The 23,743-nt window shown below is 59.8% G+C and carries 23 protein-coding genes; all 23 read left to right on the top strand.

The window, feature by feature from the left end; genetic code table 11:
• Window positions 1-227: 227 nt before the first annotated feature.
• The 23 genes from rfbF (at window position 228) to AC3WMT_RS22705 (ending at window position 23,703) form a co-directional block, all read left to right on the top strand.
• Entirely contained in the window at window positions 228-1,001 is a 774-nt protein-coding gene (gene rfbF, locus AC3WMT_RS22815) for a glucose-1-phosphate cytidylyltransferase (RefSeq protein WP_103305345.1), read from the top strand.
• Window positions 983-2,065, top strand: coding sequence for a CDP-glucose 4,6-dehydratase (rfbG, locus tag AC3WMT_RS22810; protein ID WP_103305346.1), 1,083 nt, complete (start codon window positions 983-985; stop codon window positions 2,063-2,065). Before rfbF ends, rfbG begins: the two co-directional genes overlap by 19 nt.
• On the top strand, window positions 2,062-2,622 hold the full coding sequence (locus tag AC3WMT_RS22805; protein WP_103305347.1) for a dTDP-4-dehydrorhamnose 3,5-epimerase family protein: 561 nt from the start codon (window positions 2,062-2,064) through the stop codon (window positions 2,620-2,622). The genes rfbG and AC3WMT_RS22805 overlap by 4 nt, the downstream gene beginning before the upstream one ends.
• Window positions 2,619-3,845: a class I SAM-dependent methyltransferase gene (locus AC3WMT_RS22800; RefSeq protein WP_103305348.1), complete on the top strand. Its 1,227-nt coding sequence runs from the start codon at window positions 2,619-2,621 to the stop codon at window positions 3,843-3,845. The genes AC3WMT_RS22805 and AC3WMT_RS22800 overlap by 4 nt, the downstream gene beginning before the upstream one ends.
• Entirely contained in the window at window positions 3,842-4,963 is a 1,122-nt protein-coding gene (locus tag AC3WMT_RS22795) for a DegT/DnrJ/EryC1/StrS family aminotransferase (RefSeq protein WP_103305349.1), read from the top strand. The genes AC3WMT_RS22800 and AC3WMT_RS22795 overlap by 4 nt, the downstream gene beginning before the upstream one ends.
• The gene (locus AC3WMT_RS22790) at window positions 4,960-5,625 is read left to right on the top strand and encodes an acetyltransferase (protein WP_103305350.1); all 666 of its coding nucleotides are present in this window, start codon (window positions 4,960-4,962) and stop codon (window positions 5,623-5,625) included. The genes AC3WMT_RS22795 and AC3WMT_RS22790 overlap by 4 nt, the downstream gene beginning before the upstream one ends.
• 29 nt (window positions 5,626-5,654) lie before the next feature.
• Complete coding sequence (locus AC3WMT_RS22785) at window positions 5,655-6,383, top strand: cephalosporin hydroxylase family protein (protein WP_103305351.1); 729 nt, start codon at window positions 5,655-5,657, stop codon at window positions 6,381-6,383.
• A 49-nt stretch (window positions 6,384-6,432) separates the two neighbouring features.
• Entirely contained in the window at window positions 6,433-9,357 is a 2,925-nt protein-coding gene (locus tag AC3WMT_RS22780) for a TIGR00180 family glycosyltransferase (protein WP_103305352.1), read from the top strand.
• A 30-nt stretch (window positions 9,358-9,387) separates the two neighbouring features.
• A complete protein-coding gene (pseB, locus tag AC3WMT_RS22775) occupies window positions 9,388-10,389 on the top strand; it encodes a UDP-N-acetylglucosamine 4,6-dehydratase (inverting) (RefSeq protein WP_103305353.1) in 1,002 nt (333 codons plus the stop codon).
• Entirely contained in the window at window positions 10,386-11,543 is a 1,158-nt protein-coding gene (gene pseC, locus AC3WMT_RS22770; RefSeq protein WP_103305354.1) for a UDP-4-amino-4,6-dideoxy-N-acetyl-beta-L-altrosamine transaminase, read from the top strand. Before pseB ends, pseC begins: the two co-directional genes overlap by 4 nt.
• 31 nt (window positions 11,544-11,574) lie before the next feature.
• Complete coding sequence (locus AC3WMT_RS22765) at window positions 11,575-12,195, top strand: pseudaminic acid biosynthesis-associated methylase (RefSeq protein WP_103305355.1); 621 nt, start codon at window positions 11,575-11,577, stop codon at window positions 12,193-12,195.
• The gene (gene pseF / locus AC3WMT_RS22760; RefSeq protein ID WP_103305356.1) at window positions 12,192-12,887 is read left to right on the top strand and encodes a pseudaminic acid cytidylyltransferase; all 696 of its coding nucleotides are present in this window, start codon (window positions 12,192-12,194) and stop codon (window positions 12,885-12,887) included. The genes AC3WMT_RS22765 and pseF overlap by 4 nt, the downstream gene beginning before the upstream one ends.
• Window positions 12,884-14,314: a UDP-2,4-diacetamido-2,4,6-trideoxy-beta-L-altropyranose hydrolase gene (gene pseG / locus AC3WMT_RS22755; RefSeq protein WP_103305357.1), complete on the top strand. Its 1,431-nt coding sequence runs from the start codon at window positions 12,884-12,886 to the stop codon at window positions 14,312-14,314. Before pseF ends, pseG begins: the two co-directional genes overlap by 4 nt.
• Window positions 14,311-15,363, top strand: a complete 1,053-nt coding sequence (gene pseI / locus AC3WMT_RS22750) for a pseudaminic acid synthase (RefSeq protein ID WP_103305358.1) — start codon at window positions 14,311-14,313, stop codon at window positions 15,361-15,363. Before pseG ends, pseI begins: the two co-directional genes overlap by 4 nt.
• 225 nt (window positions 15,364-15,588) lie before the next feature.
• Complete coding sequence (locus AC3WMT_RS22745) at window positions 15,589-16,515, top strand: ketoacyl-ACP synthase III (protein WP_064119546.1); 927 nt, start codon at window positions 15,589-15,591, stop codon at window positions 16,513-16,515.
• A gap of 86 nt (window positions 16,516-16,601) precedes the next feature.
• Window positions 16,602-17,891, top strand: coding sequence for a motility associated factor glycosyltransferase family protein (locus tag AC3WMT_RS22740; RefSeq protein WP_103305359.1), 1,290 nt, complete (start codon window positions 16,602-16,604; stop codon window positions 17,889-17,891).
• Window positions 17,888-18,154, top strand: a complete 267-nt coding sequence (locus tag AC3WMT_RS22735) for a hypothetical protein (protein ID WP_103305360.1) — start codon at window positions 17,888-17,890, stop codon at window positions 18,152-18,154. Before AC3WMT_RS22740 ends, AC3WMT_RS22735 begins: the two co-directional genes overlap by 4 nt.
• A 244-nt stretch (window positions 18,155-18,398) precedes the next feature.
• Window positions 18,399-19,250: a flagellin domain-containing protein gene (locus AC3WMT_RS22730; RefSeq protein ID WP_016984295.1), complete on the top strand. Its 852-nt coding sequence runs from the start codon at window positions 18,399-18,401 to the stop codon at window positions 19,248-19,250.
• A 73-nt stretch (window positions 19,251-19,323) separates the two neighbouring features.
• The gene (locus AC3WMT_RS22725) at window positions 19,324-19,680 is read left to right on the top strand and encodes a flagellar protein FlaG (protein ID WP_103305361.1); all 357 of its coding nucleotides are present in this window, start codon (window positions 19,324-19,326) and stop codon (window positions 19,678-19,680) included.
• Between the two features lie 82 nt (window positions 19,681-19,762).
• Window positions 19,763-21,223, top strand: coding sequence for a flagellar filament capping protein FliD (gene fliD / locus AC3WMT_RS22720; protein WP_103305362.1), 1,461 nt, complete (start codon window positions 19,763-19,765; stop codon window positions 21,221-21,223).
• 129 nt (window positions 21,224-21,352) lie between these two features.
• Window positions 21,353-21,748 carry a flagellar export chaperone FliS gene (gene fliS, locus AC3WMT_RS22715; RefSeq protein WP_103305363.1) on the top strand — a complete coding sequence of 132 codons (396 nt, stop codon included), beginning with the start codon at window positions 21,353-21,355 and terminating at the stop codon, window positions 21,746-21,748.
• 10 nt (window positions 21,749-21,758) lie between these two features.
• Window positions 21,759-22,055, top strand: a complete 297-nt coding sequence (gene fliT, locus AC3WMT_RS22710) for a flagellar protein FliT (RefSeq protein WP_103305364.1) — start codon at window positions 21,759-21,761, stop codon at window positions 22,053-22,055.
• A 172-nt stretch (window positions 22,056-22,227) separates the two neighbouring features.
• Window positions 22,228-23,703, top strand: a complete 1,476-nt coding sequence (locus AC3WMT_RS22705) for a sigma-54 dependent transcriptional regulator (protein ID WP_007920053.1) — start codon at window positions 22,228-22,230, stop codon at window positions 23,701-23,703.
• The last annotated feature ends 40 nt before the right edge of the window (window positions 23,704-23,743 follow it).

The raw sequence follows: 23,743 nt of genomic DNA, 5'->3' as shown, positions 1-23,743 counted from the left end.
TCGGGAAGGGCCTGATCCGGTTTGCATGAACCGGATCAGGCCGTTTTTTTGCGCTCGCCGATTGGCTCTGCGAGCTGGCGCGTTTCCTGCAAGTCCCCCTTAAATCGCCATAAAACGAGCGCTCGCGGTCATTGCCCCTGCGCCCGGCACGGCAGAAAGGTTTAGCCAGAAGGCCGCGACGCGCAAGAAAGCGACGCGCAGCCCTGTGACGAGCGAGAGGGGAGAGGATGAAGGCAGTAATTTTGGCGGGTGGTCTGGGCACGCGCATCAGTGAAGAGTCGCACCTCAAGCCCAAGCCGATGATCGAGATTGGCGGCAAGCCAATTCTCTGGCACATCATGAAGCAGTACTCCGCCCACGGGATTCACGATTTCGTGATTTGCCTGGGCTACAAGGGGTACGCGATCAAGGACTTCTTCGCCAACTACTTCCTGCACACCTCCGATGTGACCTTCGACATGCGTGAAAACCGCATGGATGTTCACCAGAATTACAGCGAACCATGGCGTGTGACACTGATCGATACCGGTGAAGAGACCATGACCGGTGGCCGCCTGGGGCGAGCCGCGCGCTATCTGGAAAATGAGGAAGCCTTCTGCTTCACCTATGGCGACGGCGTTTCCGATTTGAACATCGGCGCGTTGGTTGATTTCCACCTGACCCACGGCAAACTGGCCACCGTTACCGCCGTACAACCGCCGGGACGCTACGGTGCGCTGGATCGCGAAGGTGATCGGGTCTTGGGTTTCACCGAGAAGCCACGCGGCGACGGTGGCTGGATCAACGGCGGCTTTTTCGTGTTGTCGCCCAAAGTCCTGCCGCTGATCGAAGGCGATTCGACGTCGTGGGAGTCGGGTCCGCTGGACGGTCTGGCCGCACGCGGTGAGTTGATGGCGTTCCAGCACGACGGTTTCTGGCAGCCCATGGACACCCTGCGCGACAAGAATCATCTCGAAGCGCTGTGGCAGAGCGGGGAGGCCCCATGGAAACAATGGGACTGAGCGCGGATTTCTGGCGCGGCAAACGTGTACTGGTCACCGGCCACACCGGTTTCAAAGGCAGTTGGCTGACCCTGTGGCTGCAAAGCCTCGGCGCGCAAGTCAGCGGCTTTGCCCTGGAGCCGTCGACCGAGCCGAGCCTGTTCGAACTGGCGCGCGTGCACGAAGGCATCAATGATCAGCGCGGTGATCTGCGCGATCTCGGCGCTCTGCTGGAAATCATCGCCGACACCGAGCCTGAGATCGTTCTGCATCTGGCTGCACAACCGTTGGTGCGCGAAGGCTATCGCGATCCGCTCGGTACCTACTCCAGCAACGTCATGGGCACGTTGAACCTGCTTGAAGCGATTCGTCAGGTCGGCTGCGTGCGCGCCTGCGTGCTGGTGACCACCGACAAGGTCTACGCCAACAAAGAGTGGCTATGGCCCTACCGCGAAGACGAAGCCCTCGGTGGTCACGATCCTTACAGCAGCAGCAAAGCCTGCTGCGAGTTGCTTGCACAATCCTATGCCGCGTCGTTCTTCCCGGCGGACAAGTACGCCGAACACGGTCTGGCCCTGGCCACCGCGCGCGCCGGCAACGTCTTGGGCGGCGGCGATTTTGCACCGGAGCGACTGATTCCCGACGTGCTCAAAGCCTGGACGGCCGACGAGCCGGTGACCCTGCGCTATCCGCAAGCCGTGCGCCCATGGCAGCACGCGCTGGAGCCGCTGGCCGGTTATCTACAACTGGCCGTCGGCCTTTACGAAGAGGGCCCGGAGTACGCCGGTGCCTGGAACTTCGGCCCGGGCGAGGCGGACATGTGCAGCGTTGGCGAGGTGGTCGAATTGCTCGCCAGCCGCTGGCCGCAGGCGCGTGGCTTGCGCATCGAACCGAGTGAATTGCACGAGGCCGGCCTGCTGCGTCTGGACAGCAGTCGCGCACGCCAGGTGCTCGGCTGGCAACCACGCTGGACCTTGCAGCAATGCCTGACCCAGACCCTCGACTGGCATCTGGCGTGGCAGAACGGCGATGACATGCGCAACGTGACACTCGGCCAATTGAACCTGTACCGAGGCGCGCTGTGAGCGAGTTTTCCCTGAAGGCATTGCCGCTGGCCGGCCTGTTCAGCGTCCAGCACAAACGTTTCGAAGACCAGCGCGGGCACTTCGCCCGGCTGTTCTGCGAAGGCAGTCTGAGTGCGTTCGGCAGCGAATTCCATATCCGCCAGATCAACCATTCCTGCACCCGCGAGAAGGGCAGTGTGCGTGGTCTGCATTATCAGAATGCCAATGCGCCGGAAGCCAAACTGATCACCTGCCTGCGTGGTGAAGTGTGGGATGTGGCGGTCGATCTGCGCCCCGATTCCGCAACCTTTTTGCACTGGCACGCCGAGCATCTCAAGGCCGGTGACGGTCGCAGCCTGTTGATCCCGGCCGGCTTCGCCCACGGTTTCCAGACGCTCACCGACGACGCCGAATTGCTCTACCTGCACAGCGCCGATTACGCGCCGGAGCATGAGGGCGGTCTGTCGGTGAACGATCCACGGCTGGCGATTGCCTGGCCGTTGCCTGTCAATAATTTGTCAGCGCGTGATTCCAGCCATCCCGCGCTCGATCAACACTTTGCTGGAGTGCGTCTATGAACTGCCGTGGGTGCGCCGCACCGCTGAGCCTGCCGCTGATCGACCTCGGCACCTCGCCGCCGTCCAACGCCTACGTGCATGCCGATCGCCTGGATCAGGCTGAGCAATGGGTGCCGTTGAAGGTCGCCGTGTGTCAGCAATGCTGGCTGGTGCAGACCGAGGATTACACCCGCGCCGACAGCTTGTTCGATGCCGAGTACGCTTACTTCAGTTCGTTTTCCAGCACCTGGCTCGCGCATGCCGAGCGTTATGTGGCAGAGATGGTCGAGCGTTTTGGCCTGACTGCCGACAGCCGCGTGGTTGAAGTCGCCGCCAACGACGGTTATCTGCTGCAGTACGTGGCCGCTCGCGGCATTGCGTGTCTGGGCGTTGAGCCGACGCGCAGTACCGCACAGGCAGCACGCGAGAAGGGCCTGGAAATCCGCGAACTGTTCTTCGGTCGCGACACCGCCTCGCAGTTGCACAGCGAAGGCTGGGGCGCTGACCTGATGGCGGCCAACAACGTGCTCGCGCATGTGCCGGACATCAACGATTTCCTCGCTGGTTTCGCCACTTTGCTCAAACCGACTGGCGTCGCCACCTTCGAATTTCCACAACTGCTGACGCTGATGGCTGGCGCGCAGTTCGACACGCTGTACCACGAGCATTATTCCTACCTGTCGCTGACCGCCGTGCAAGCCCTGTGCGAGCGCAATGGCCTCGAAGTGTTCGACGTCAGCCAGTTGAGCACCCACGGTGGATCGCTGCGGGTGTTCGTGCAGCGCAAGGATGGCGAACGTCGTCCGGTGCAGGCAGCAGTGCAGCAACAGTTGCAGGCGGAACTCGAGGCCGGGGTGAAAACTACCGAGTACTACGCGACCCTCGCGCCCGCCGCTGAACGCATCAAGCATGAACTGCTGCGCTTTTTGTTACAGGCCAAAGCCGACGGCAAGCGTGTGGTTGGCTACGGCGCGGCAGCCAAGGGCAATACCTTGCTCAACTACGCCGGGGTCAAACCGGACCTGCTCGCCTGGGTGGCGGATGCCAATCCGCACAAGCAGGGCAAGTTCCTGCCGGGCAGCCGTATCCCGATTGTCGCGCCTGAGCGTATTGCCCAGGAGCAGCCTGACTACATTCTGGTTTTGCCGTGGAACCTGTTGAGCGAAGTGACGCAGCAACTGTCGGCGGCCAAGGCATGGGGCGCACGCTTTGTCGTCGCCGTTCCGGAGTTGATCATCCAATGAGCAGAATCCATTACACCAAACCCAGTGTTGGCGAACTCGAAGCGCAGTATGCCCTGGACGCCGTGCAGAACGGTTGGGGCGCACGTTGCTACGAATACCTGACACGTTTTGAGCACGGCTTTGCCGAGCATCTGGGCGCAACCTACGCCATCGCCACCTCCAGTTGCACTGGCGCGCTGCACATGGGCATGGCAGCCCTGGGCGTTGGCGCTGGCGACGAAGTGATCCTGGCCAACACCAACTGGATTGCCTCGGCGGCGCCGATCACTTACCTCGGTGCTACGCCGGTGTTTGTCGATGTGCTGGCCGACAGCTGGTGCCTGGATCCGCAACGGGTCAGAAGCGCGATCACCCCGCGCACCAAGGCGATTCTGGCAGTGCACTTGTACGGCAATCTGTGTGACATGGACGCGCTGCTCGCCATCGGTCGCGAATTCGGCATCCCGGTGATCGAAGACGCGGCGGAAGCCATCGGCTCGCAATGGCGCGGCAAGGCTGCCGGCTCGCTGGGGGCTTTCGGCGCTTTTTCGTTTCATGGCACCAAGACCATGACCACCGGTGAAGGTGGCATGTTCGTCACCTCGGACAAAGCCTTGTATGAGCGGGTCCTGACCCTGTCCAACCATGGTCGTGTGGCCGGTTGCACCAAGCAGTTCTGGCCGGAGTTTGTCGGCTTCAAATACAAGATGAGTAACCTGCAAGCGGCTGTCGGCTGTGCTCAGGTCGAGCGCATCGACGAGTTGATCGAGCGCAAACGGGCGATTTTTGCCAACTACGCGCGAGCGCTCGAAGGTGTGCCGGGGGTGTCGCTCAATCCCGAGCCAGACCATGGCCGCAATGGCTACTGGATGCCGACCGTGGTGTTCGATGCCGACACCGGCATCCACCGCGAGCAAATGATCGCTGCCTTCCAGGCCGCCGACATCGACGCCCGGGTGTTTTTCTGGCCGCTGTCGTCGCTGCCGATGTTCAGCGAATACGTGGTCGATACGCCGCTGGCGTTCGCACTCCCTGAGCGCGCCTTCAACCTGCCGAGCTATCACGACATGACCGACGCCGATCAGCAGCGGGTGGTGCAAGTGGTGCTCGATCTGCTGGCGCGCAGGCACGCATTGTGAAGATGTATCTGCTGGGGGCGGCCAACCCGGAAGCGGTGCGCATGCTGCACGCCGTCAAGCGCAGCACGCCGAACATCGAATTCGCTTTTCTGGACAACGATCCGCGCAAGCACGGCACGCTGTTTCACGGGGTGCCGGTGCTCGGCGGGTCCGAACTCGTCGGCGAGCTTAATGGCGAGGACGTGCGCTTCGTCAATCTGATCACCGGCAGTACCCGGTTACGCTACGAAACCACCTGCCAGTTGGTCGACGCCGGTGCGCGACTCGGCCAGTTCGTTCATCCGGGTATCGACCTGAGCATGATCCGCATGGGGCAGGGCAGTTACCTGCAGGAAGGCGTGCTGATGCAGGCCGAAGTGACACTGGGCGACAACACCAGCATCAGCGCCGGCAGTGTCGTGGGGCATGAAGGGCAGATCGGCCACTCGGTGTTCATGGCGCCGGGCGTGTGTATCGCAGGTTGCGTGGAAATCGGTGACGGGACCTTTATCGGCACCAACGCCACGATCCTGCCGCGCTTGCGCATCGGGCGCTGGGTGACCATCGGTGCCGGTGCGGTCGTGACCAGGGATGTTCCGGATTTTTCGGTCGTGGTGGGCAATCCCGCCAGGATCATCAAGACCAACGCAGTGCCTTACCCGGACGCCAGAGTGTTCAGGTAAGCCGTTTCCCGAATTTTTGGAGAGTTGCAATGAATCCGCATGAACAGTTTCGCGAAGAAGTAAAAGCCAACATCGAAGGCCTGCAGCAAGACAAGGCCTTGCAGACCGAGTCCCTGGACTGGGTCGGCACCACGGCCAGACACAAGTACACCTACAACTTCAGCTGGATGGGCCGGCCGATCATTCAGTTCCCGCAGGACATGGTTGCGATGCAGGAAATCATCTGGAACCTGCGTCCGGACGTGATCGTCGAGACGGGCATCGCCCACGGCGGTTCGCTGGTGTTCTACGCCTCGATTCTGGAATTGATCGGGCATGGCGAAGTGTTGGGCATCGACATCGATATCCGCGAGCACAATCGCGAAGCGATCGAAGCGCACCCGATGTTCAAACGCATCAGCATGATCCAGGGTTCGAGCATCGACACCGCGATCGTCGATCAGGTGTGCGAGCGTGTGCAGGGCAAAAAAGTCCTGGTGGTGCTGGACTCCAACCACACCCACGAGCACGTCCTCGAAGAGCTGCGCCTGTATGCACCACTGGTTTCGGTGGGCAGTTATTGCGTGGTCATGGACACCGTGGTCGAAGACATGCCGGCCGATGCTTTCCCGGATCGTCCGTGGGGCAAGGGTGATAACCCGAAAACCGCAGTGTGGGCTTACCTGGAAGAAAACCGCGATTTCGAGATCGATCAGTCGATTCACAGCAAATTGCTGATCACAGTCGCGCCGGATGGTTATCTGCGTCGCGTGCGTTAATCGACAAACAACGATGAGTTTTCGGCGACTCGCCGCGTGTGGGGAATATATGCAAGGCAAGAACACTTCTGAAACCGGTCTGGCACTCAACGAACAGTTGACCATTGTGCTGATCTCTCACGAACGCCCGGCGTTTCTGCGTAGAGCCATTCGCTTCTACAGCAGCCTGCCGTGCAGGATTCTGGTGCTGGATTCGTCGGCGGTGGCGCTGGCGGGCATCCCTGCCGAATTCACCAACGTGGATTATCAGCACTTGCCGCAGTTCGGCTACTGGGGCATTCGCGCCAAGCTCGCCTACGGTGTCGAGCAGTTGCAGACGCCTTACATGGTGTTCGCCGCCGACGATGATTTCCTTGTGCATGACGCCCTGCATGAAGCCGTGGCGTTCATGGAAGCCAACCCCGATTACAGCCTGTGCCATGGCTACAGCATGATGTATCTGGCGTTGGCCAACAGCGTCAATTACTACCGCCGCGACAAGAAAGTCTGCGAGGACTACTCGGCCGATCAGGCCGAGGATCGCCTGCTCGATTACATGCATCAGTACCTGCCGCCGTTCTATGCGGTGCAGCGTACGGCGATCTTGCGCGACTGGTACAACGCGATGCCGCAAGACACGATCTTCCAGTGGCAGGAAGTCGGTCACACCTATTACATGCTGGCTCGGGGCAAGGCGCGGATTCTGCCGATTCCTTATGTCGTGCGCGAAATCAACTACGAACAGTCTGATCACAACACCGAGATCTATCACTCTCTGGCCTATATGGACGCCAAGAGCGTGGCCGGACGTGAAGCGTTTGCCGAGTTCCTTGCCGGGCTGCCGACCCAGCTTGGGCACCAGGATCCACAGCAGGGCAAACAGTTTGTTCTGAAGAGTTTTGCCACGCTCGCCGAAAGCCTGCAGACCAACCGGGCACTTACCGCCGAGCTGATCTTCGAGTCGACATGGATCGATATCGAGGCCGGGCCACAGCGTCGCTTCGGTCCCAAGCAATACGTTGAAATGCCGTTCTACAACCAGGTGTTTTTCGATCAACTGACTCAATTCGAGTTTCTGTTGCACGCGATGCCGGCCGGACGCGTTCAGCTCAAGGAGCTGGAGGGTATCTGGGCTCGCCAGCAGAGCCTGATGCTGGCACGCAACAATGACACCCCGGAAAGCGTGCTCGACCGCTTGTGGCAGGCGCACGACCTTAACGTGTTCAATCGCACGGTGATCAAGCAACTGATCGCGCAATTGCAACCGCTGGACGAGGAAGACGACGCGCCAGTGCTGCGTGACTGGGTTGCGCGCCTGGACGCAGCGTTGCTCGAAGGGCATCAGCCTGTATTCGAGAAAATGCTGACCGGCCGCCTGCTCGAGTGGCTCGCTGCGCGTACGCCGGATACCGAACAGGCTGCGGCGATTGCCCGGCACCTGGCCGACAATGGCGGTGGTCCGCAGTTCGGCATTTTCCTGCTCGATCTGGACGACGACCTCGACAAGTTGCAGATCTCCCTGGACAGCTTGCTCGAAGGCCACAGCAAAGCCTTCAAGGTCGTGGTCTTCACCACGGGTGAGCCGCCAGCTGCAACCACTGCACAAAATACGCTGCACTTTGTGCGAGTGACCCAAAGCAACTTCGTCGACAAGCTCAACCAGAGCGTCAATCAATCGACCAGCGACTGGCTGCTGCTGGCGGAAGCGGGTGAAGAGTTCACGGCTGCCGGCCTGTTGCGTGCCAGCCTGGAATTGATGGCGGCGCCAGGTGTGCGTGCGGTGGCCACGGATGAAATCCAGCGCCAGGAAAATGGTGCGCTGGTAAATATGTTCCGCCCGGGCTTCAACCTGGATCTGCTGCAGAGCGTTCCGTCACTGATGGCACGGCACTGGTTGATTCGTCGCGAAGTGCTGACTGAACTCGGTGGCTATCAGGTCGATTTCAGCAAGGCGCTGGAACTCGATGTGCTGCTGCGCATCATCGAGCAGGGCGGCCTCGACGGCCTGGCCCATCTCGACGAACCGTTGCTGATCACCCGCGCGCCGGAACTGGCAGAAAATGCTCACGAGCGGCAGGCGCTGCTGCGCCACTTGGGTAATCGCGGTTACAAGGCTCAGGTCACCTCGACGCAGCCTGGCACCTGGCAGATCGACTATCGCCATGCCGAGCGGCCGCTGGTCTCGGTGATCGTGCCTGCCGGCGACGATCTTGGCGCCTTGCAACGCTGCCTGGATGGCGTGCTGCTCAGAACCCGTTACACCCGCTATGAGCTGTTGATTGCGGTCAACCCGAACCAGTCGGCCGAGATCAATGACTGGTTGGGAACGCTGCGCAACGCCAAAGTGCAGGTGCTGCATGCAGATCGCCCGCTTGATCAAGTGGCGCTGTACAACGCGGCCAGCCAGCAGGCGCAGGGCGAATATCTGGTGCTGCTGGCCACCGACAGTGAAGTGGTCAACCCGAACTGGATCGAGTCGTTGCTCAATCACGCCCAGCGTCCTGAGGTCGGCATCGTCGGTGCCAAACTGGTGGACCGCGACGGCAAGATCTCCCAGGCAGGTTTGATTCTCGGGTTGAACGGCGGGGTGGCTTCGGCCTTCATCGGCGAGAAACACGCGAGCGAAGGTTACATGCAGCGCCTGGCGGTCGAGCAGAACTATTCGGCGGTGTCGAAGGTGTGCCTGATGGTGCGCAAAGAATTGTTCAACGCACTGGGTGGCCTCGACGAAGTGACCTTCGCCGACGGCTTCAGCGATGTTGATCTGTGTCTCAAGGCCGGGCAGGCCGGTTACCTCACGGTGTGGACGCCGCTGGTGCAGGTATTGCACACCGGCGAGTTGCCGCAAGCCCCTGACGCATTGTCTGCATTGCGTGAGAAGTGGAGCGCGGCCTTTGCACAGGATCCGGCGTACAACGCCAACCTGGCGCTGACCGGCAAAGGTTTTACCCTGGGTGAAAGTGCCCCGATCAATTGGGCGCAATTGCTCGGCTAAGCCTGGCGAACAGGACACAGGAATTCAGATATGTTCAACGGCAAATCAATCTTCATCTCTGGCGGCACCGGCTCGTTCGGGCGCAAATTCATCGCCCGTCTGCTGGAGCAATACCAGCCCAAGCGCGTGGTGGTGTTCTCCCGTGACGAGTTGAAGCAGTACGAAATGCAGCAGACGTTCAACGCACCGTGCATGCGCTATTTCATTGGTGATGTGCGCGATGCCGAGCGTTTGCGTCAGGCCATGCGCGGCATCGACTACGTGGTACATGCCGCTGCGTTGAAGCAGGTGCCGGCGGCGGAATACAACCCGACCGAATGCATCCGCACCAACGTCAATGGCGCGGAGAACATCATCGCCGCCGCCATCGACAACGGCGTGAAAAAGGTTGTGGCGTTGTCTACCGACAAAGCGGCCAGCCCGATCAACCTGTACGGTGCGACCAAGTTGCTCTCGGACAAGTTGTTCGTCGCCGCCAACAACATTGCCGGCGAGCAGGAAACCCGTTTTGCCGTTGTGCGCTATGGCAATGTGGCCGGCTCGCGGGGGTCGGTGGTGCCGTTCTTCAGCAAGCTGATCGCCGACGGCGCAGAGCATTTGCCGATCACTGACGAGCGCATGACGCGGTTCTGGATCACCCTCGACCACGGCGTGCAGTTCGTGCTCGACAGCTTCGCGCGGATGCACGGTGGTGAAGTGTTCGTGCCGAAGATCCCGTCGATCCGCATCGTCGATCTGGCGCACGGCATGGCTGAACATCTGCCGCACAAGAACGTCGGCATTCGTCCCGGCGAAAAACTCCATGAGTTGATGGTGCCGCTGGACGATGCGCGGATGACCCTTGAGTTTGCGGATCACTACACCATCCAGCCATCGATTCGCTTTACCAGTGTCGATGTCGATTTTGCCGTCGACAAACTCGGCGAGCGGGGTCATGCCGTGAGCGAAGATTTCGAATATCGCTCCGACACCAATCCGCATTTCCTCTCGGTCGGGCAGATCGCCGACCTGCACGCGAAGCTCTCGGCATGATCCCCTACGGTCGGCAAAGCCTCGATCAGGCAGACATCGATGCCGTCGTCGAAGTGCTGCAGTCGGACTGGCTGACCCAGGGGCCGAGCATCGAGCGTTTCGAGCAGGCCATGGCCGAGCGTTGCCAGGCCGATTACGCCGTCGCGGTGAGCAACGCCACGGCGGCTCTGCACATTGCCTGCCTGGCGGCTGGCCTGGGGCCGAGTGATCGGTTGTGGACGACGCCGAACACCTTTCTCGCGTCGGCCAATTGTGGGCGGTACTGCGGGGCTGAAGTTGATTTCGTCGACATCGATCCACTGACCTGGAACCTCGACGCTGTCGCCCTCCAGGCGAAGCTCGAGCAGGCCGAGCACGACGGCACATTACCGAAAGTCCTGATCGCGGTGGCGTTCTCCGGGCAGAGCTGCGATATGCGCAAGATTGCCGAACTGGCCGTGCGCTACAACTTCACCGTGATCGAGGATGCCTCGCACGCGGTGGGCGCCAGCTACGCCGGGCGTCCGGTGGGTTGCGGTGAATTTGCGGCGATGACCGTATTCAGTTTTCACCCGGTGAAGATCATCACCTCGGGTGAGGGCGGCATGGTGCTGACCAATCGTGCGCAGCTGGCCGAGCGCTTGCAGCGTCTGCGCAGCCACGGCATGACCCGTGATCCGCAGCAGATGACCGAGCCCAGCCACGGTCCCTGGTATTACCAGCAGATCGAGCTGGGTTTCAATTACCGGATCACCGATTTGCAGGCTGCGCTGGGCCTGTCGCAACTGGCCAAGCTGGACGACTTCATCGCGCGTCGTCGTGAGCTGGCGGCGCGCTATGAGCGTTTGCTGGCCTATCTGCCGCTGACTTTGCCCAGTGCGCAGCCGGAGGCGGAGTCGGCGTGGCATCTGTACGTGGTGCGACTGCAGACCGAGCGCGTCGGCCTGACGCATCGGCAGGTATTCGAAGGTTTGCGTGCAGCCGGTATCGGAGTGAATCTTCACTATATTCCCGTGCATTTGCAGCCGTACTATCGCGACCTGGGTTTTGCCGAGGGCGACTTCCCCGAAGCCGAGCGTTATTACGCCGAGGCGATCAGCCTGCCGCTGTATCCGTTGCTCAGCGAGGAACAGCAGGACCATGTGATCGAGCAGTTACGTCGGCTGACCGAATAAATCCCGCTGCGGCGGTGGATGGGGCTGTGCAATGCGTGAGCTGAGTGAGCAGGAAAAATTCTGGCAGGGCGATTTCGGCAATCAGTACGTTGACCGCAACATCGGTAAGCCACTGGTGGCGGCCAATCTGGCGCTGTTCGACAGGGCTCTGAGCCGCGCCGCACGCATCGCCAGCGTGGTGGAACTGGGCACCAATGCCGGCAACAACCTGCAGGCGTTGCATCAATTGCTGCCGCAAAGTGAACTGTTCGGGGTCGAGATCAATGAATGCGCCTGCGCCCAGGCGCGGGCGTTGGACATTGCGCAGATCTGGCACGGCTCGCTGTTCGACTTTCCCCGCGAGCGCACCTACGACCTGAGCCTGAGCAAAGGCGTGCTGATCCATCTGGCGCCGGAGCTTTTGGCGAGCGCGTATGCGCAGTTGTATGCACTGAGCCGGCGCTACATTCTGATCGCCGAGTATTACAGTCCGGTCCCGATGGAAGTGTCCTATCGCGGCAACAGCGGCAAACTGTTCAAACGCGATTTTGCTGGCGAAATGCTCGATCGCTATGCCGATCTGCAGTTGCTCGATTACGGCTTCGTGTATCACCGCGATGCGCAATTCCCGGCAGATGATGTCACCTGGTTTTTATTGGAAAAGCGCCCTTGAGCAACGTCGCAATCATCCCGGCCCGTGGCGGCAGCAAACGCATCCCGCGCAAGAATCTTGCGCTGTTTGACGGCGTGCCGATGATTGTCCGCTCGATCCGCACGGCACTGGATTCAGGCGTGTTCGATCAGGTCGTGGTCAGTACCGACGACGCGCAGATCGCCGATGTCGCGCGGGCGCATGGCGCGCAGGTGCCGTTCCTGCGCCCGGCGGAGTTGGCCGATGATTTCACCGGCACCGCAGCCGTGATCGTGCATGCCTTGCAGCAACTGCCAGCCTTCGATTACGCCTGTTGCGTGTACGCCACGGCGCCGCTGTTGCAGGCGTCTTATCTGCGCGAGGGATTCGAGTTGCTGAAGCTGCATCCGGACAAGTCCTTTGCCTTCTCGGTTTGCAGTTTCGGTTTTCCGGTGCAGCGAGCGCTGACGCTGGACGGGCAGGGCGCGCTCACGGCGTTGTACCCGGAGTTTCGCAACACCCGCTCGCAGGATTTGCCCGAAGCGTTTCAGGATGCCGGCCAGTTTTACTGGGGGCGCAGCGATGCCTGGTTGCGCAGCGAAGTGGTTTATTCGTCGGCGAGTCTTCCAGTGATTTTGCCGCGACATCTGGTGCAGGACATCGATACGCCTGAAGACTGGAAGCGCGCCGAATACCTTTACGCCGCGCTCAAGGCCGGCGGAGAGCTGCGATGAGAGTGCTGATTCGCGCCGACGCCTCGCCGACCATTGGCAGCGGCCACATTGCCCGGTGTCTGACCTTGGCTCGCGTGCTGCGCGAGCAGGGCAGTCATGTCGCGTTTGCTTGTCGGCGCTTGCCGGGGCATCGGCTCGACGTCCTGAGCGAGGAGGGTTTCGAGACCTTCGCGCTACCGGATTTCTACCCCGATGAAGACCCGCAACAAGCCATCGAATCGATGCTGCCGTGGCAGGCCGACATCGATGCATTGGGCGCGTTACTGCAAGGTCATGGCGAATTCGACTGGATTATCGTCGATCACTACGGCCTCGATCATCACTGGCAAACCGCCGCGCGTCGTTGGGCGCCGCACATCGCTGCGGTCGATGATCTCGCCACTCGGCGCTACAGCATTGATCTGCTGCTTAATCAGAATCTCTCGGGGCTCAGCGAAAACTACGCTGCGCTAGTGCCTGATGGCTGCCGCACCCTGCTCGGTCCGCGTTATGCGATGTTGCGTGAAGAGTTCAACGGCCCGGCGATCGAAATCAAAGCCAGGGCGCGACGGGTATTGGTCAATTTCGGTGGTTTCGACGCAGCGATGCAGACTCATCATGCGATGCTCGCGTTGGTGGGTTTTCCCGAGCTGGAAGTGGACTTTGTTGCCGGTGCCGACAATCCGGCGTGGGCGCAAATGCAAGCCCTGAGCGATACGCGACCGAATTGGCGTCTGCACAGCTTTGTCAGTGATTTCCATCAGCGCATGACCGAGGCCGACCTGTTTATCGGCGCTGGCGGCGGTACCAGTTGGGAGCGTGCGGCGCTGGGCCTGCCGACCATCTGTATCGCGGTGTCGAACAACCAGCAAGTCAATGGCGAAGTCATGGCGGCAGCCGGCGCCCATGTATTCATGGGCGCGCGGGAGCAGGTCAGTGTCGAGCAGTTGCGCGATGCGATTGGTTTCGTCGCGGGAAATCAGTATTTGCGGCAGAGCCTGGCAGAACGTTCGCGGCAACTGGTCGATGGTCGTGGAGCGTTGCGAGTCGCTGCGGCGTTGGCCGGCGCCGTGCTCAAGGTTCGTCCGGCGACGCAGGACGACACGCCGCTGCTACTCGACGGAATGCGCGCCAGTCTGCGTAATCCGCAGCACTTGTTGTTGATCGCCGAGGCCGACGACGGCCCGGTCGGGGTGTTGCGTTACGACCTGCGCGGCTTCGAAGCCGACGTTTCGCTGCATCTGTTTGCAGGGCGAATCGACCTTGGCTGGGGCAGGGCGCTGCTGGCGCGGGGCGAGTCAGTTGTCCGGGCACACTGGCCGCAATTGACCGCCATTTCCGCCCAGGTGCAGCCGGATAATCACGCTTCATTGAATGTATTTCGCGACGCCGGCTTCAATCAAAATGCCTGCGCGTTCACCAAGGTTTTGAAGGAACACCACACATGAGCAGTTTCAAGATTGGCGACCGTCTGATCGGTGCCGATGCGCCGCCGTTCATCATTGCCGAGATGAGCGGCAACCATAATCAGTCGCTCGATGTGGCCCTGCAAATTGTCGAAGCCGCCGCCAAGGCCGGCGCGCATGCCTTGAAACTGCAAACGTACACCGCCGAAACGATGACGCTGGATCTGGCCGAAGGCGAGTTCTTCATCAAGGATCCGGGCAGTCTGTGGGCGGGGACTTCGCTCTACGATCTGTATGAGAAAGCCCATACGCCTTGGGAATGGCATGCACCGATTTTCGCCCGGGCCAAAGAGCTGGGGATGCTCGCGTTCTCGACGCCGTTCGATGACACGGCCGTGGACTTTCTCGAAAGTCTCGACGTGCCGGCCTACAAGATCGCCAGTTTCGAAAACACCGACCTGCCGTTGATTCGCCGTGTCGCCGCCACCGGCAAACCGCTGATCATTTCCACCGGCATGGCCAGCATCGCCGAACTCGACGAAACCGTGCGCGCTGCCCGCGCGGCGGGTTGCACGGATCTGGTGCTGCTCAAATGCACCAGCACGTATCCGGCGACACCGCTCAACAGCAACGTGCGCACGATCCCTCATCTGCGTGAATTGTTCGGTTGCGAGGTGGGGCTGTCCGACCACTCGATGGGCGTCGGTGTGTCGGTGGCAGCCGTGGCGCTTGGCGCGACGGTGGTGGAAAAACACTTCACCCTTGACCGTTCGGCAGGTGGGGTTGATGCGAGTTTCTCGCTGGAACCTGCAGAAATGGCCAGTCTGGTGCTGGAAACCGAACGTGCCTGGCAGGCTTTGGGGCACGTGCAATACGGCGCCACCGAAGCTGAACTGAAATCGGTGGTCTATCGCCGTTCGCTGTACGTGACCGCCGACATGGCCGCGGGTGAGCCCTTTACTCGGGACAATCTGCGGGCCATTCGTCCCGGCCTCGGTCTGCCGCCCAAGCACACCGACGCCGTTCTCGGCCGCCGCGCTCGCACGCCGATCAAGCGCGGCACGCCGCTGGATTGGTCGTTGGTCGAATAAGCCGATCTGCACCGATTCGGCAAAATAGCGTGACCTGCGAGTCATAACGCGCATCTTCACTGTATTGTATTGATCGGGGAGATGGCGCCTGGCCCGTTTTCGGTTCCAGTGATAGCCCTTTGCGCTCCCCCTGGCCGCCCTTCGTGGCGGCCAATTTCTGTTTGTCGGCGCCCCTCGAATCCTTGCGAGCGGTGGTCTTGGGCTGTTTTTTATTGGGAAGCCGTAATGATTGGCATAAAAAGCATTGCGAGCTACGTTCCTGTAGCCGGCGTGGACAATTACGCACAAGGTGCAAAATTCGAGAAGGATGAAGAGTTCATCCTTGGCAAGATCGGTTCGGCATTTCTGCCGCGCAAAGACGCTGAACAAGAAACCTCCGATCTGTGCGTGGAAGCGGCCAATGCGCTGTTTGCCAGCAACCCTGATCTGAAGCGTGAATCGATTGACGCGTTGATTGTCGTCACCCAGAACGGTGATGAAGAAGGCCTGCCGCACACTGCCGCGATCGTGCAGGACAAGCTCGGTCTGCCGACCAACGTTGCGGCGTTCGACATTTCCCTGGGCTGCTCCGGTTATGTCTACGGCATCTACGCGATCAAGGGCTTCATGGAAGCCGCCGGGCTGAAGAACGGCCTGCTGATCACCGCTGATCCGTATTCGAAAATCGTTGATCCGGAAGACCGCAACACCACCATGCTGTTCGGCGATGCCGCCACCGCTACCTGGATGGGCGAAGATCCGAGCTGGGCGCTGGGCAAGGCCAAGTTCGGCACTGACGGCTCCGGCGCTCCGCACCTGAAAGTCACCGATGGCGTGTTCTTCATGAACGGTCGTCAGGTGTTCAACTTTGCGCTGCTGAAAGTTCCGGCGCACCTGCATGAGCTGCTCGATGATTCAGGCCTCAAGGCTGACGACATTGATGCGTTCTGCATTCACCAGGGCAGCGCGGCGATTGTCGACGCGGTGGCACGACGTTTCGAAGGCGAGCCGGAGAAGTTCATCAAGGACATGGTCGAGACCGGCAACACCGTGTCGTCGAGCATTCCGTTGCTGCTGGAAAAACACGTACTCGATTCCGATTGGCAGCGTATTGCGTTGAGCGGTTTTGGTGTCGGTCTGTCGTGGGGCTCGGCGATTATTTATCGTCCTTGAGCCGGATAAAAAACGGCGGATACAAAAATAGCGTTCAAGGTTAACCTTGAGCGCTATTTTTTTGCCTGAACGGAGCGCGAGCCGGCATGAGCGAGTTTTTCCAAGCCAACGCCCAGGTGATCCAGCTGCGCTGGCCGGCGTTGTTTGCACGATTGGTGGCTGAAGACAGTTCGGCCATTCAAGCCGAGCTGGTACAAGGCTTGGGCTCTACGCTGAGCGTGGACGGGATCCAGCTGACCAGTCGCCATGACCGGATTCACGAGGCCCGGGTCCAGGCAGCCAGCCTGCCGGAAAAACCGCGATTGCATGTCTATGGCACCGGCCTTGGCGACTTGCCAGCGGTTTTGCTGGAGCGTGCCGGGCTTGAACGCTTGTACGTGCACGTCCTTAACGGCGCCCTGTTTGCGCTGGTGTTGCAACTGCTCGATCAGCGGCAATGGCTTGAAGACCCCAGGGTGGAACTGATGTACGCCGGCGATCACGCCGATATCTTCACACCGTTTTTTGCCCTTCCCGCGGAAATGCTCCTGGCCGATGATTTCAATGCCAAGGTGCGTGATCGGCTGGTCAATGAAGTTCACCTGAGTTTCAACAATCGCGAGTTCGATCCGCAATTGCCGGCGATTCAGCAGCGCTTGCGCGATAGCCTGGAGGTGCTGCTTGCGGATGATGATGTGGCGCAACTGTTTGGCACCTGCATCGGCCGTGAAATCTATGTGATCGGCACCGGACCGAGCCTGGAAGGACATTTTGAACGGCTGGCGTCGGTGCGTGGCCAGGCCGAACGGCCGCTGTTCATTTGTGTCGATACGGCTTATCGACCTTTGCGTCAGCACGGAATCATCCCCGATCTGGTGGTGACGATCGATCAGTTGATCAGCTTTCGGCATCTGCCTTTCGAGGAGTCCGACGGCATCCCGCTGGTGTACCTGCCCATGAGCTCACCGACGGTGTTGAAGGCCTGGAGAGGCAAGCGCTATGGCGCTTATACCGCCAGCCCGGTCTACGCCACGTTGCGTCAGCAGCACCCTCGGGCCGAATTGCATGCCGGTGGCAGCGTGATTCACCCCGCCGTGGACCTGGCCGTGAAAATGGGCGGCACGCGCATCACGCTGTTCGGCGCCGACTTTGCCTTCCCGATGAACAAGACACATGCCGGATGGGACGATGGCGATCTGGGGCCTCCCGTGGAGCAGGCGCGACACTGGGTTCGTGACGGGTATGGCGAACGGGTCAGGACGCAGCTGAATTTTCGTGGCTACCTGTGCGTGCTGGAGCGGTATATCGCTCTGCACCCAGAGGTCAGGTTCCTTAACAGCAGTCGGGCAGGGGCGATGATCGTGGGCACGCAATTCAATCCGGAGTTTGTGCAATGAGTGCGCAGGTGATGTGCATCAGCGCATGTCGGCAATGCGCTGGGTTGTTTCGTTTGGGCCGTGATGTCGAAGCGGCGCTGACCATGGTCGATGTATTCGACGAGGCACAACGGTTTTTTGCGCTCGCCTCTGAGGATGTCCAGCAGTCGTGGGCACAGGTACTGACACACATCCTGGCGTGTCAGGAGCGCCAGGACTGGTTGGGACTTGCCGATTTCATGGAGTATGAACTGATTGAATTGCTGGATAGTGCGCAGCGCTGACGGGGAACCGACGGCTCTGGCACGAGGGTTGGTGATGTGGGCAGTTTTATGGCGTCATTTTTTCGTGGGAGGGGGCGCGCTAAGCCCTTGTTTTCTCGGGGGTGGCAGGGTGATGGCAAATTTTTTTCAAAAAGCCCTCAAGCAACCTGATTACCCGACGATAACTATTACGAAGGTTCTCTAGGCCATACCCGGCGGTTGCCAGGGCCGGAAGCCGCAGTACCCAACCAACGAGGAATTCGTCATGGCTTTAACAGTAAACACCAACACCACGTCGTTGAACGTTCAGAAAAACCTGAACCGCGCTTCCGACGCTCTGTCGACTTCGATGCAGCGCCTGTCTTCCGGCCTGAAAATCAACAGCGCTAAAGACGACGCCGCTGGCCTGCAGATCGCTACCCGTATGACTTCCCAGATCCGTGGTGGCAACCAGGCGATCCAGAACGCCAACGACGGTATCTCCGTTGCTCAGACCGCTGAAGGCGCTCTGCAAGCTTCGACCGACATTCTGCAGCGTATGCGTGAACTGGCTGTTAAAGCCCGTACCGGTACCAACGGCAGCATCGACCAGAAAGCAACCAACGACGAATTCGCCCAGATGTCGGACGAACTGACTCGTATCTCTGCTTCCACCAACCTGAACGGCAAAAACCTGCTGGACGGTTCGGCTGGTACTGTGACCCTGCAAGTGGGCGCAAACACCGGTTCGGCTAACCACATCGACCTGGTACTGAGCTCCAAGTTCGACGCCGTCAGCCTGTCCGTAGGTAGCGGTACTGTAGTTCTGACCGGTGCAAGCGTATCGGGCGCTGCTGCCAACATCGACAACGCAATCACCGCGATCGACGCTGCAATTGCAACGATCAACAGCACTCGTTCGAGCCTGGGTGCTTCGCAAAACCGTCTGACCAGCACCATCTCCAACCTGCAAAACATCGTTGAGAACACCACTGCTGCACAGGGTCGTGTACAAGACACCGACTTCGCCGCAGAAACTGCTAACCTGACCAAGCAGCAAACTCTGCAGCAGGCTTCGACCTCCGTACTGGCTCAAGCCAACCAACTGCCTTCCGCTGTACTGAAGCTGCTTCAGTAATTTCGGAATGAGTTCGGGCGAGGGAGTGCGCTAGTCGCGCTCTCTCGCCTTTTTTCGTTAGGAGGTGATGAGCATGGACATGAGCGTCAAGCTTAACCAGTCTTATCCGGCTCCCAAGCCAGTAACGCCGGTTGCTGACAAACCGTCAGAGACGCCTAAGGTTGTGAAGGCTGAAGCTCCGGCCGCTGCCAAGAGTCAGGATACGGACGATGCCAAGTTGAAGCTGGCGGTGCAGGAGATCGAGAAGTTCGTTCAATCGATCAAGCGCAATCTGGAGTTCTCCATCGACGAACATTCCGGAAAGGTCATCGTCAAGGTGATCGCAAGCGAGACGGGTGAGGTTGTTCGACAGATTCCCTCCGCGGAAGCGCTCAAGCTGGCAGACAGCCTCGCGAACGCGAGTCACGTATTGTTCGACGCCAAAGTCTGATAGCTGGCATGAATAGTGTTTGTCCGTTCTCAGGACGCGTGTAACGGTCAAAAGAATGGCAACAATCTGAAGGGAGATGCACATGGCAAGTCCAATTCTACCGGGTTCCGGACTGGGTTCCGGCCTGGACATCGGTGCGATCGTCACTGCGCTGGTCAATGCCGACAAGGCGCCGAAGCAGACGCAGATCGATACCGCGACCAAAGTCAACACGCTGAAGATTTCCGGTGTCGGCTCGCTGAAGAGTGCATTGACCGCGTTCCAGACGGCGATGACCAACCTGGGCAGCAAGACCAATCCTGCATTTGCCGGTTTCACCGCGACTTCGAACAATGCCACTCTGAGCGCGACGTCCGACAGCACCGCTGTGACGGGCAATTACAACGTTGTTGTCAGTCAATTGGCCACTGGCTCGAAAATCGCCAGCGCCTCTTTCGCCGGCGGTGCCGCCAGTGCCATTCCGAGTGGTACCCTGAAAATCAGTCAGAATGGCACTGATTACAATGTCGACATTCCTGCCAATGCCACGTTGCAGACCACCCGCGACGCCATCAACAAGGCTCAGGGCGCAAACGGGATTTCCGCCAACATCGTGACCGACAGCTCTGGTGCTTCGCGCCTGGTGATCAGTTCGAGCAAGACCGGCGAAGGTTCTGACCTCAAAGTCAGCGGCATTGCCGGTCTGGAAATCGATGGCACCCAGAAGATGGGCCCTAGTCCGGCTGCAGGCGCTTCAGGCGCTGTCAACGACGTGGCGGGAAACGCCAAGCTGACCATCGACGGCCTCGAAGTCACCAGCAAAAGCAACACGGTGACCGGTGCAATCAGTGGCTTGACCCTGAACCTGACGACCGTCAGCCCTGTCGTGGGTAACGTTGCGACTCCGACTGTTGTCACCGTGGATGCCAACACCAAAGGGTTGCAGACATCGATTCAGTCGTTCGTCGACGCTTACAACACGTTGAAGACGACCATCGACACGCTGTCCAAGGCGACGCCGGATGCGGATGGCAAGCTGACTGTGCAAGCAGCATTCACAGGTGACGCGATGCCGCGCTCGCTGATTGCCGATATTCGTGGTCAGTTGACTGCGGAAGGGGCCGGCGGTCCATTGGCGGTGCTGTCCCAGTTGGGTGTGATGACCGACCGCAACACCGGCAACCTGACGTTCGATACCAATGCCTTCAACAAAACCATGGCGCAGCCAGGCATGACCGGCCAGGTTCAGCAGTTGTTCAACGGCACCAACGACACCAATGGTTTGCTGGCGCGTATGAACAAGGCTGTTGATCCGTATCTCAAGCCACCGGCGGGAGAGCTCAAAGGTGTCAGTCTGCTTGATCAGCGCATGGCCATTCTCACCAAAAACACCCGAAACCTGACCGACCAGCAAGCGGCGCTGGACTTGCGTGTCGCCAACCTGACCAAGACGTTGACTGCCAAGTACAACGCCATGGACTTGCTGGTAGGGCAGATGAAGGCGACGGCGAGCAACATCACGTCGTTCTTCAGCTCGCTGACCGCTCAGCAGTCTGCGAAGTAACAGGCAGGCACGACAAAAACCCGGCTACGCTTTATCGGCGTGTGCCGGGTTTTTGTCTTTTGATCTAAAGTTCTCTGATTCGTTGGCGATACACTGGATATACGAGTCATTGTGGCAATGAGGTAGAACATGAATCCGATGTTAGCCCTTCGGCAATACCAGAAAGTCGGCGCGCATGCACAGACGTCCGAAGCGAGCCCGCACCGTTTGGTGCAAATGTTGATGGAAGGTGGCCTGGGGCGTATTGCCGAGGCCAAGGGCGCCATCGAGCGCAAGGATATTGCTGCCAAATGCACGGCCATCAGCAAGGCCGTGGGCATTATCGGTGGCCTGTGTGAAGGCCTGGATCTGGAAAACAGCGCGGATTCGGTAGGTGAGCTCAACCAGCTCTACATCTACATGATGAAGCGACTCGCCGAAGCCAACGCCAAGAGTGATCCACGGATTCTCGACGAAGTTGCCGGCCTGCTGCGCACCGTAAAAGAAGGCTGGGACGGCATTGCTCCACCAGGCCCGCAGTTTTAAGGAGAGCACCATGAGTCTTGTATTGCAGCGAATTGCCGATACCCGTGAAGCGTTGGTCGGTGCCTTGGCCGAGCGCAACTGGGAAGCCATTGGCGAGCTGGATCTGGCTTGCCGTTCCTGCATGGAAGACGTCATGGCCGAGGCCTCGCTGGACGAGGTCGCGTTGCGCGATAACCTTGAGGAGTTGCTCCATGTCTACAAGGAGCTTCTTGAGGCGGCCATGGGTGAGCGGCAAGCGATAGCCAACGAGATGTCGCAGATCACCCAAGCGCAAAAGGCGGCAAAGGTTTACCATCTGTTTGGTTAATTAACCTCCAGTTAATCCAGACATGTGCGCCATAAATTTGACTGTGCACGGTTTTTTGACTTAACTAGTGGCTGTTTTCAGATTTCAGGCGTCTACAGGCACAAGGTGTCCTGCAAGCGTCTCGCTTGCCCCATTTTTCGGGCATTGAGTTGACTAGGGAAGTTGCTATTGCATGTGGCGTGAAACCAAAATTCTGCTGATCGATGACGATAGCGTCCGCCGCCGCGACCTGGCGGTGATTCTAAATTTTCTCGGCGAAGAAAATTTACCCTGCGGCAGCCATGACTGGCAGCAGGCAGTCGGCTCTTTGTCGTCTAGTCGTGAGGTCATTTGCGTACTGATCGGGACGGTCAATGCTCCTGGTGCGCTTTTGGGCTTGCTAAAGACACTCTCAACCTGGGATGAGTTCCTTCCGGTTTTGCTGATGGGTGATAATTCTTCCGTCGACTTGCCCGAAGACCAGCGTCGCCGAGTGCTTTCGACCCTCGAAATGCCGCCCAGCTACAGCAAATTGCTCGACTCTCTGCACCGCGCCCAGGTCTATCGCGAAATGTATGACCAGGCCCGCGAACGCGGCCGTCATCGCGAACCCAATCTGTTTCGTAGTCTCGTCGGCACCAGCCGGGCGATCCAGCACGTGCGTCAGATGATGCAGCAAGTGGCCGACACCGACGCCAGCGTGCTGATCCTTGGCGAGTCCGGCACCGGCAAGGAAGTGGTCGCGCGTAACCTGCACTACCACTCCAAGCGTCGCGACGCGCCATTTGTGCCGGTCAACTGCGGGGCGATCCCGGCAGAGCTGCTCGAAAGCGAACTGTTCGGCCACGAGAAGGGCGCTTTCACCGGTGCAATCACCAGCCGTGCCGGGCGCTTCGAGCTGGCCAACGGCGGTACATTGTTCCTCGACGAAATCGGCGACATGCCACTGCCGATGCAGGTCAAACTGCTGCGCGTGTTGCAGGAGCGCACCTTCGAACGCGTGGGCAGCAACAAGACCCAGAGCGTCGATGTGCGCATCATTGCCGCGACCCACAAAAATCTCGAAAGCATGATCGAGATCGGTACGTTCCGCGAAGATCTCTACTATCGCCTGAACGTGTTCCCGATCGAGATGGCGCCGCTGCGTGAGCGCGTCGAAGACATTCCGTTGCTGATGAACGAGCTGATCTCGCGCATGGAGCACGAGAAGCGCGGTTCGATCCGCTTCAACTCGGCAGCAATCATGTCGCTGTGCCGTCACGGCTGGCCGGGCAACGTCCGTGAGCTGGCCAACCTGGTGGAGCGCATGGCGATCATGCATCCGTACGGGGTGATTGGCGTCGTCGAGTTGCCGAAGAAATTCCGCTACGTCGATGACGAAGACGAGCAAATGGTCGACAGCCTGCGCAGCGATCTCGAAGAGCGCGTGGCCATCAACGGTCATACGCCGGACTTCACCGCCAACGCCATGCTGCCGCCGGAAGGTCTGGATCTGAAGGACTACCTCGGTGGTCTGGAGCAGGGCCTGATCCAGCAGGCGCTGGACGATGCCAATGGCATCGTTGCGCGTGCCGCCGAGCGCCTGCGCATTCGACGTACCACGCTGGTCGAGAAGATGCGCAAGTACGGCATGAGCCGGCGCGATGGAGACGAACAGGCGGAGGATTGACGCCTGTTTTTCAACTGCTTCATTTATAAGCAGTTTTTTT

It is taken from the genome of Pseudomonas sp. FW305-7, from assembly GCF_058786735.1.
The sequence above is the reverse complement of the archived record's forward strand: the minus strand, read 5'-3'. Positions and strand labels throughout refer to the sequence as shown.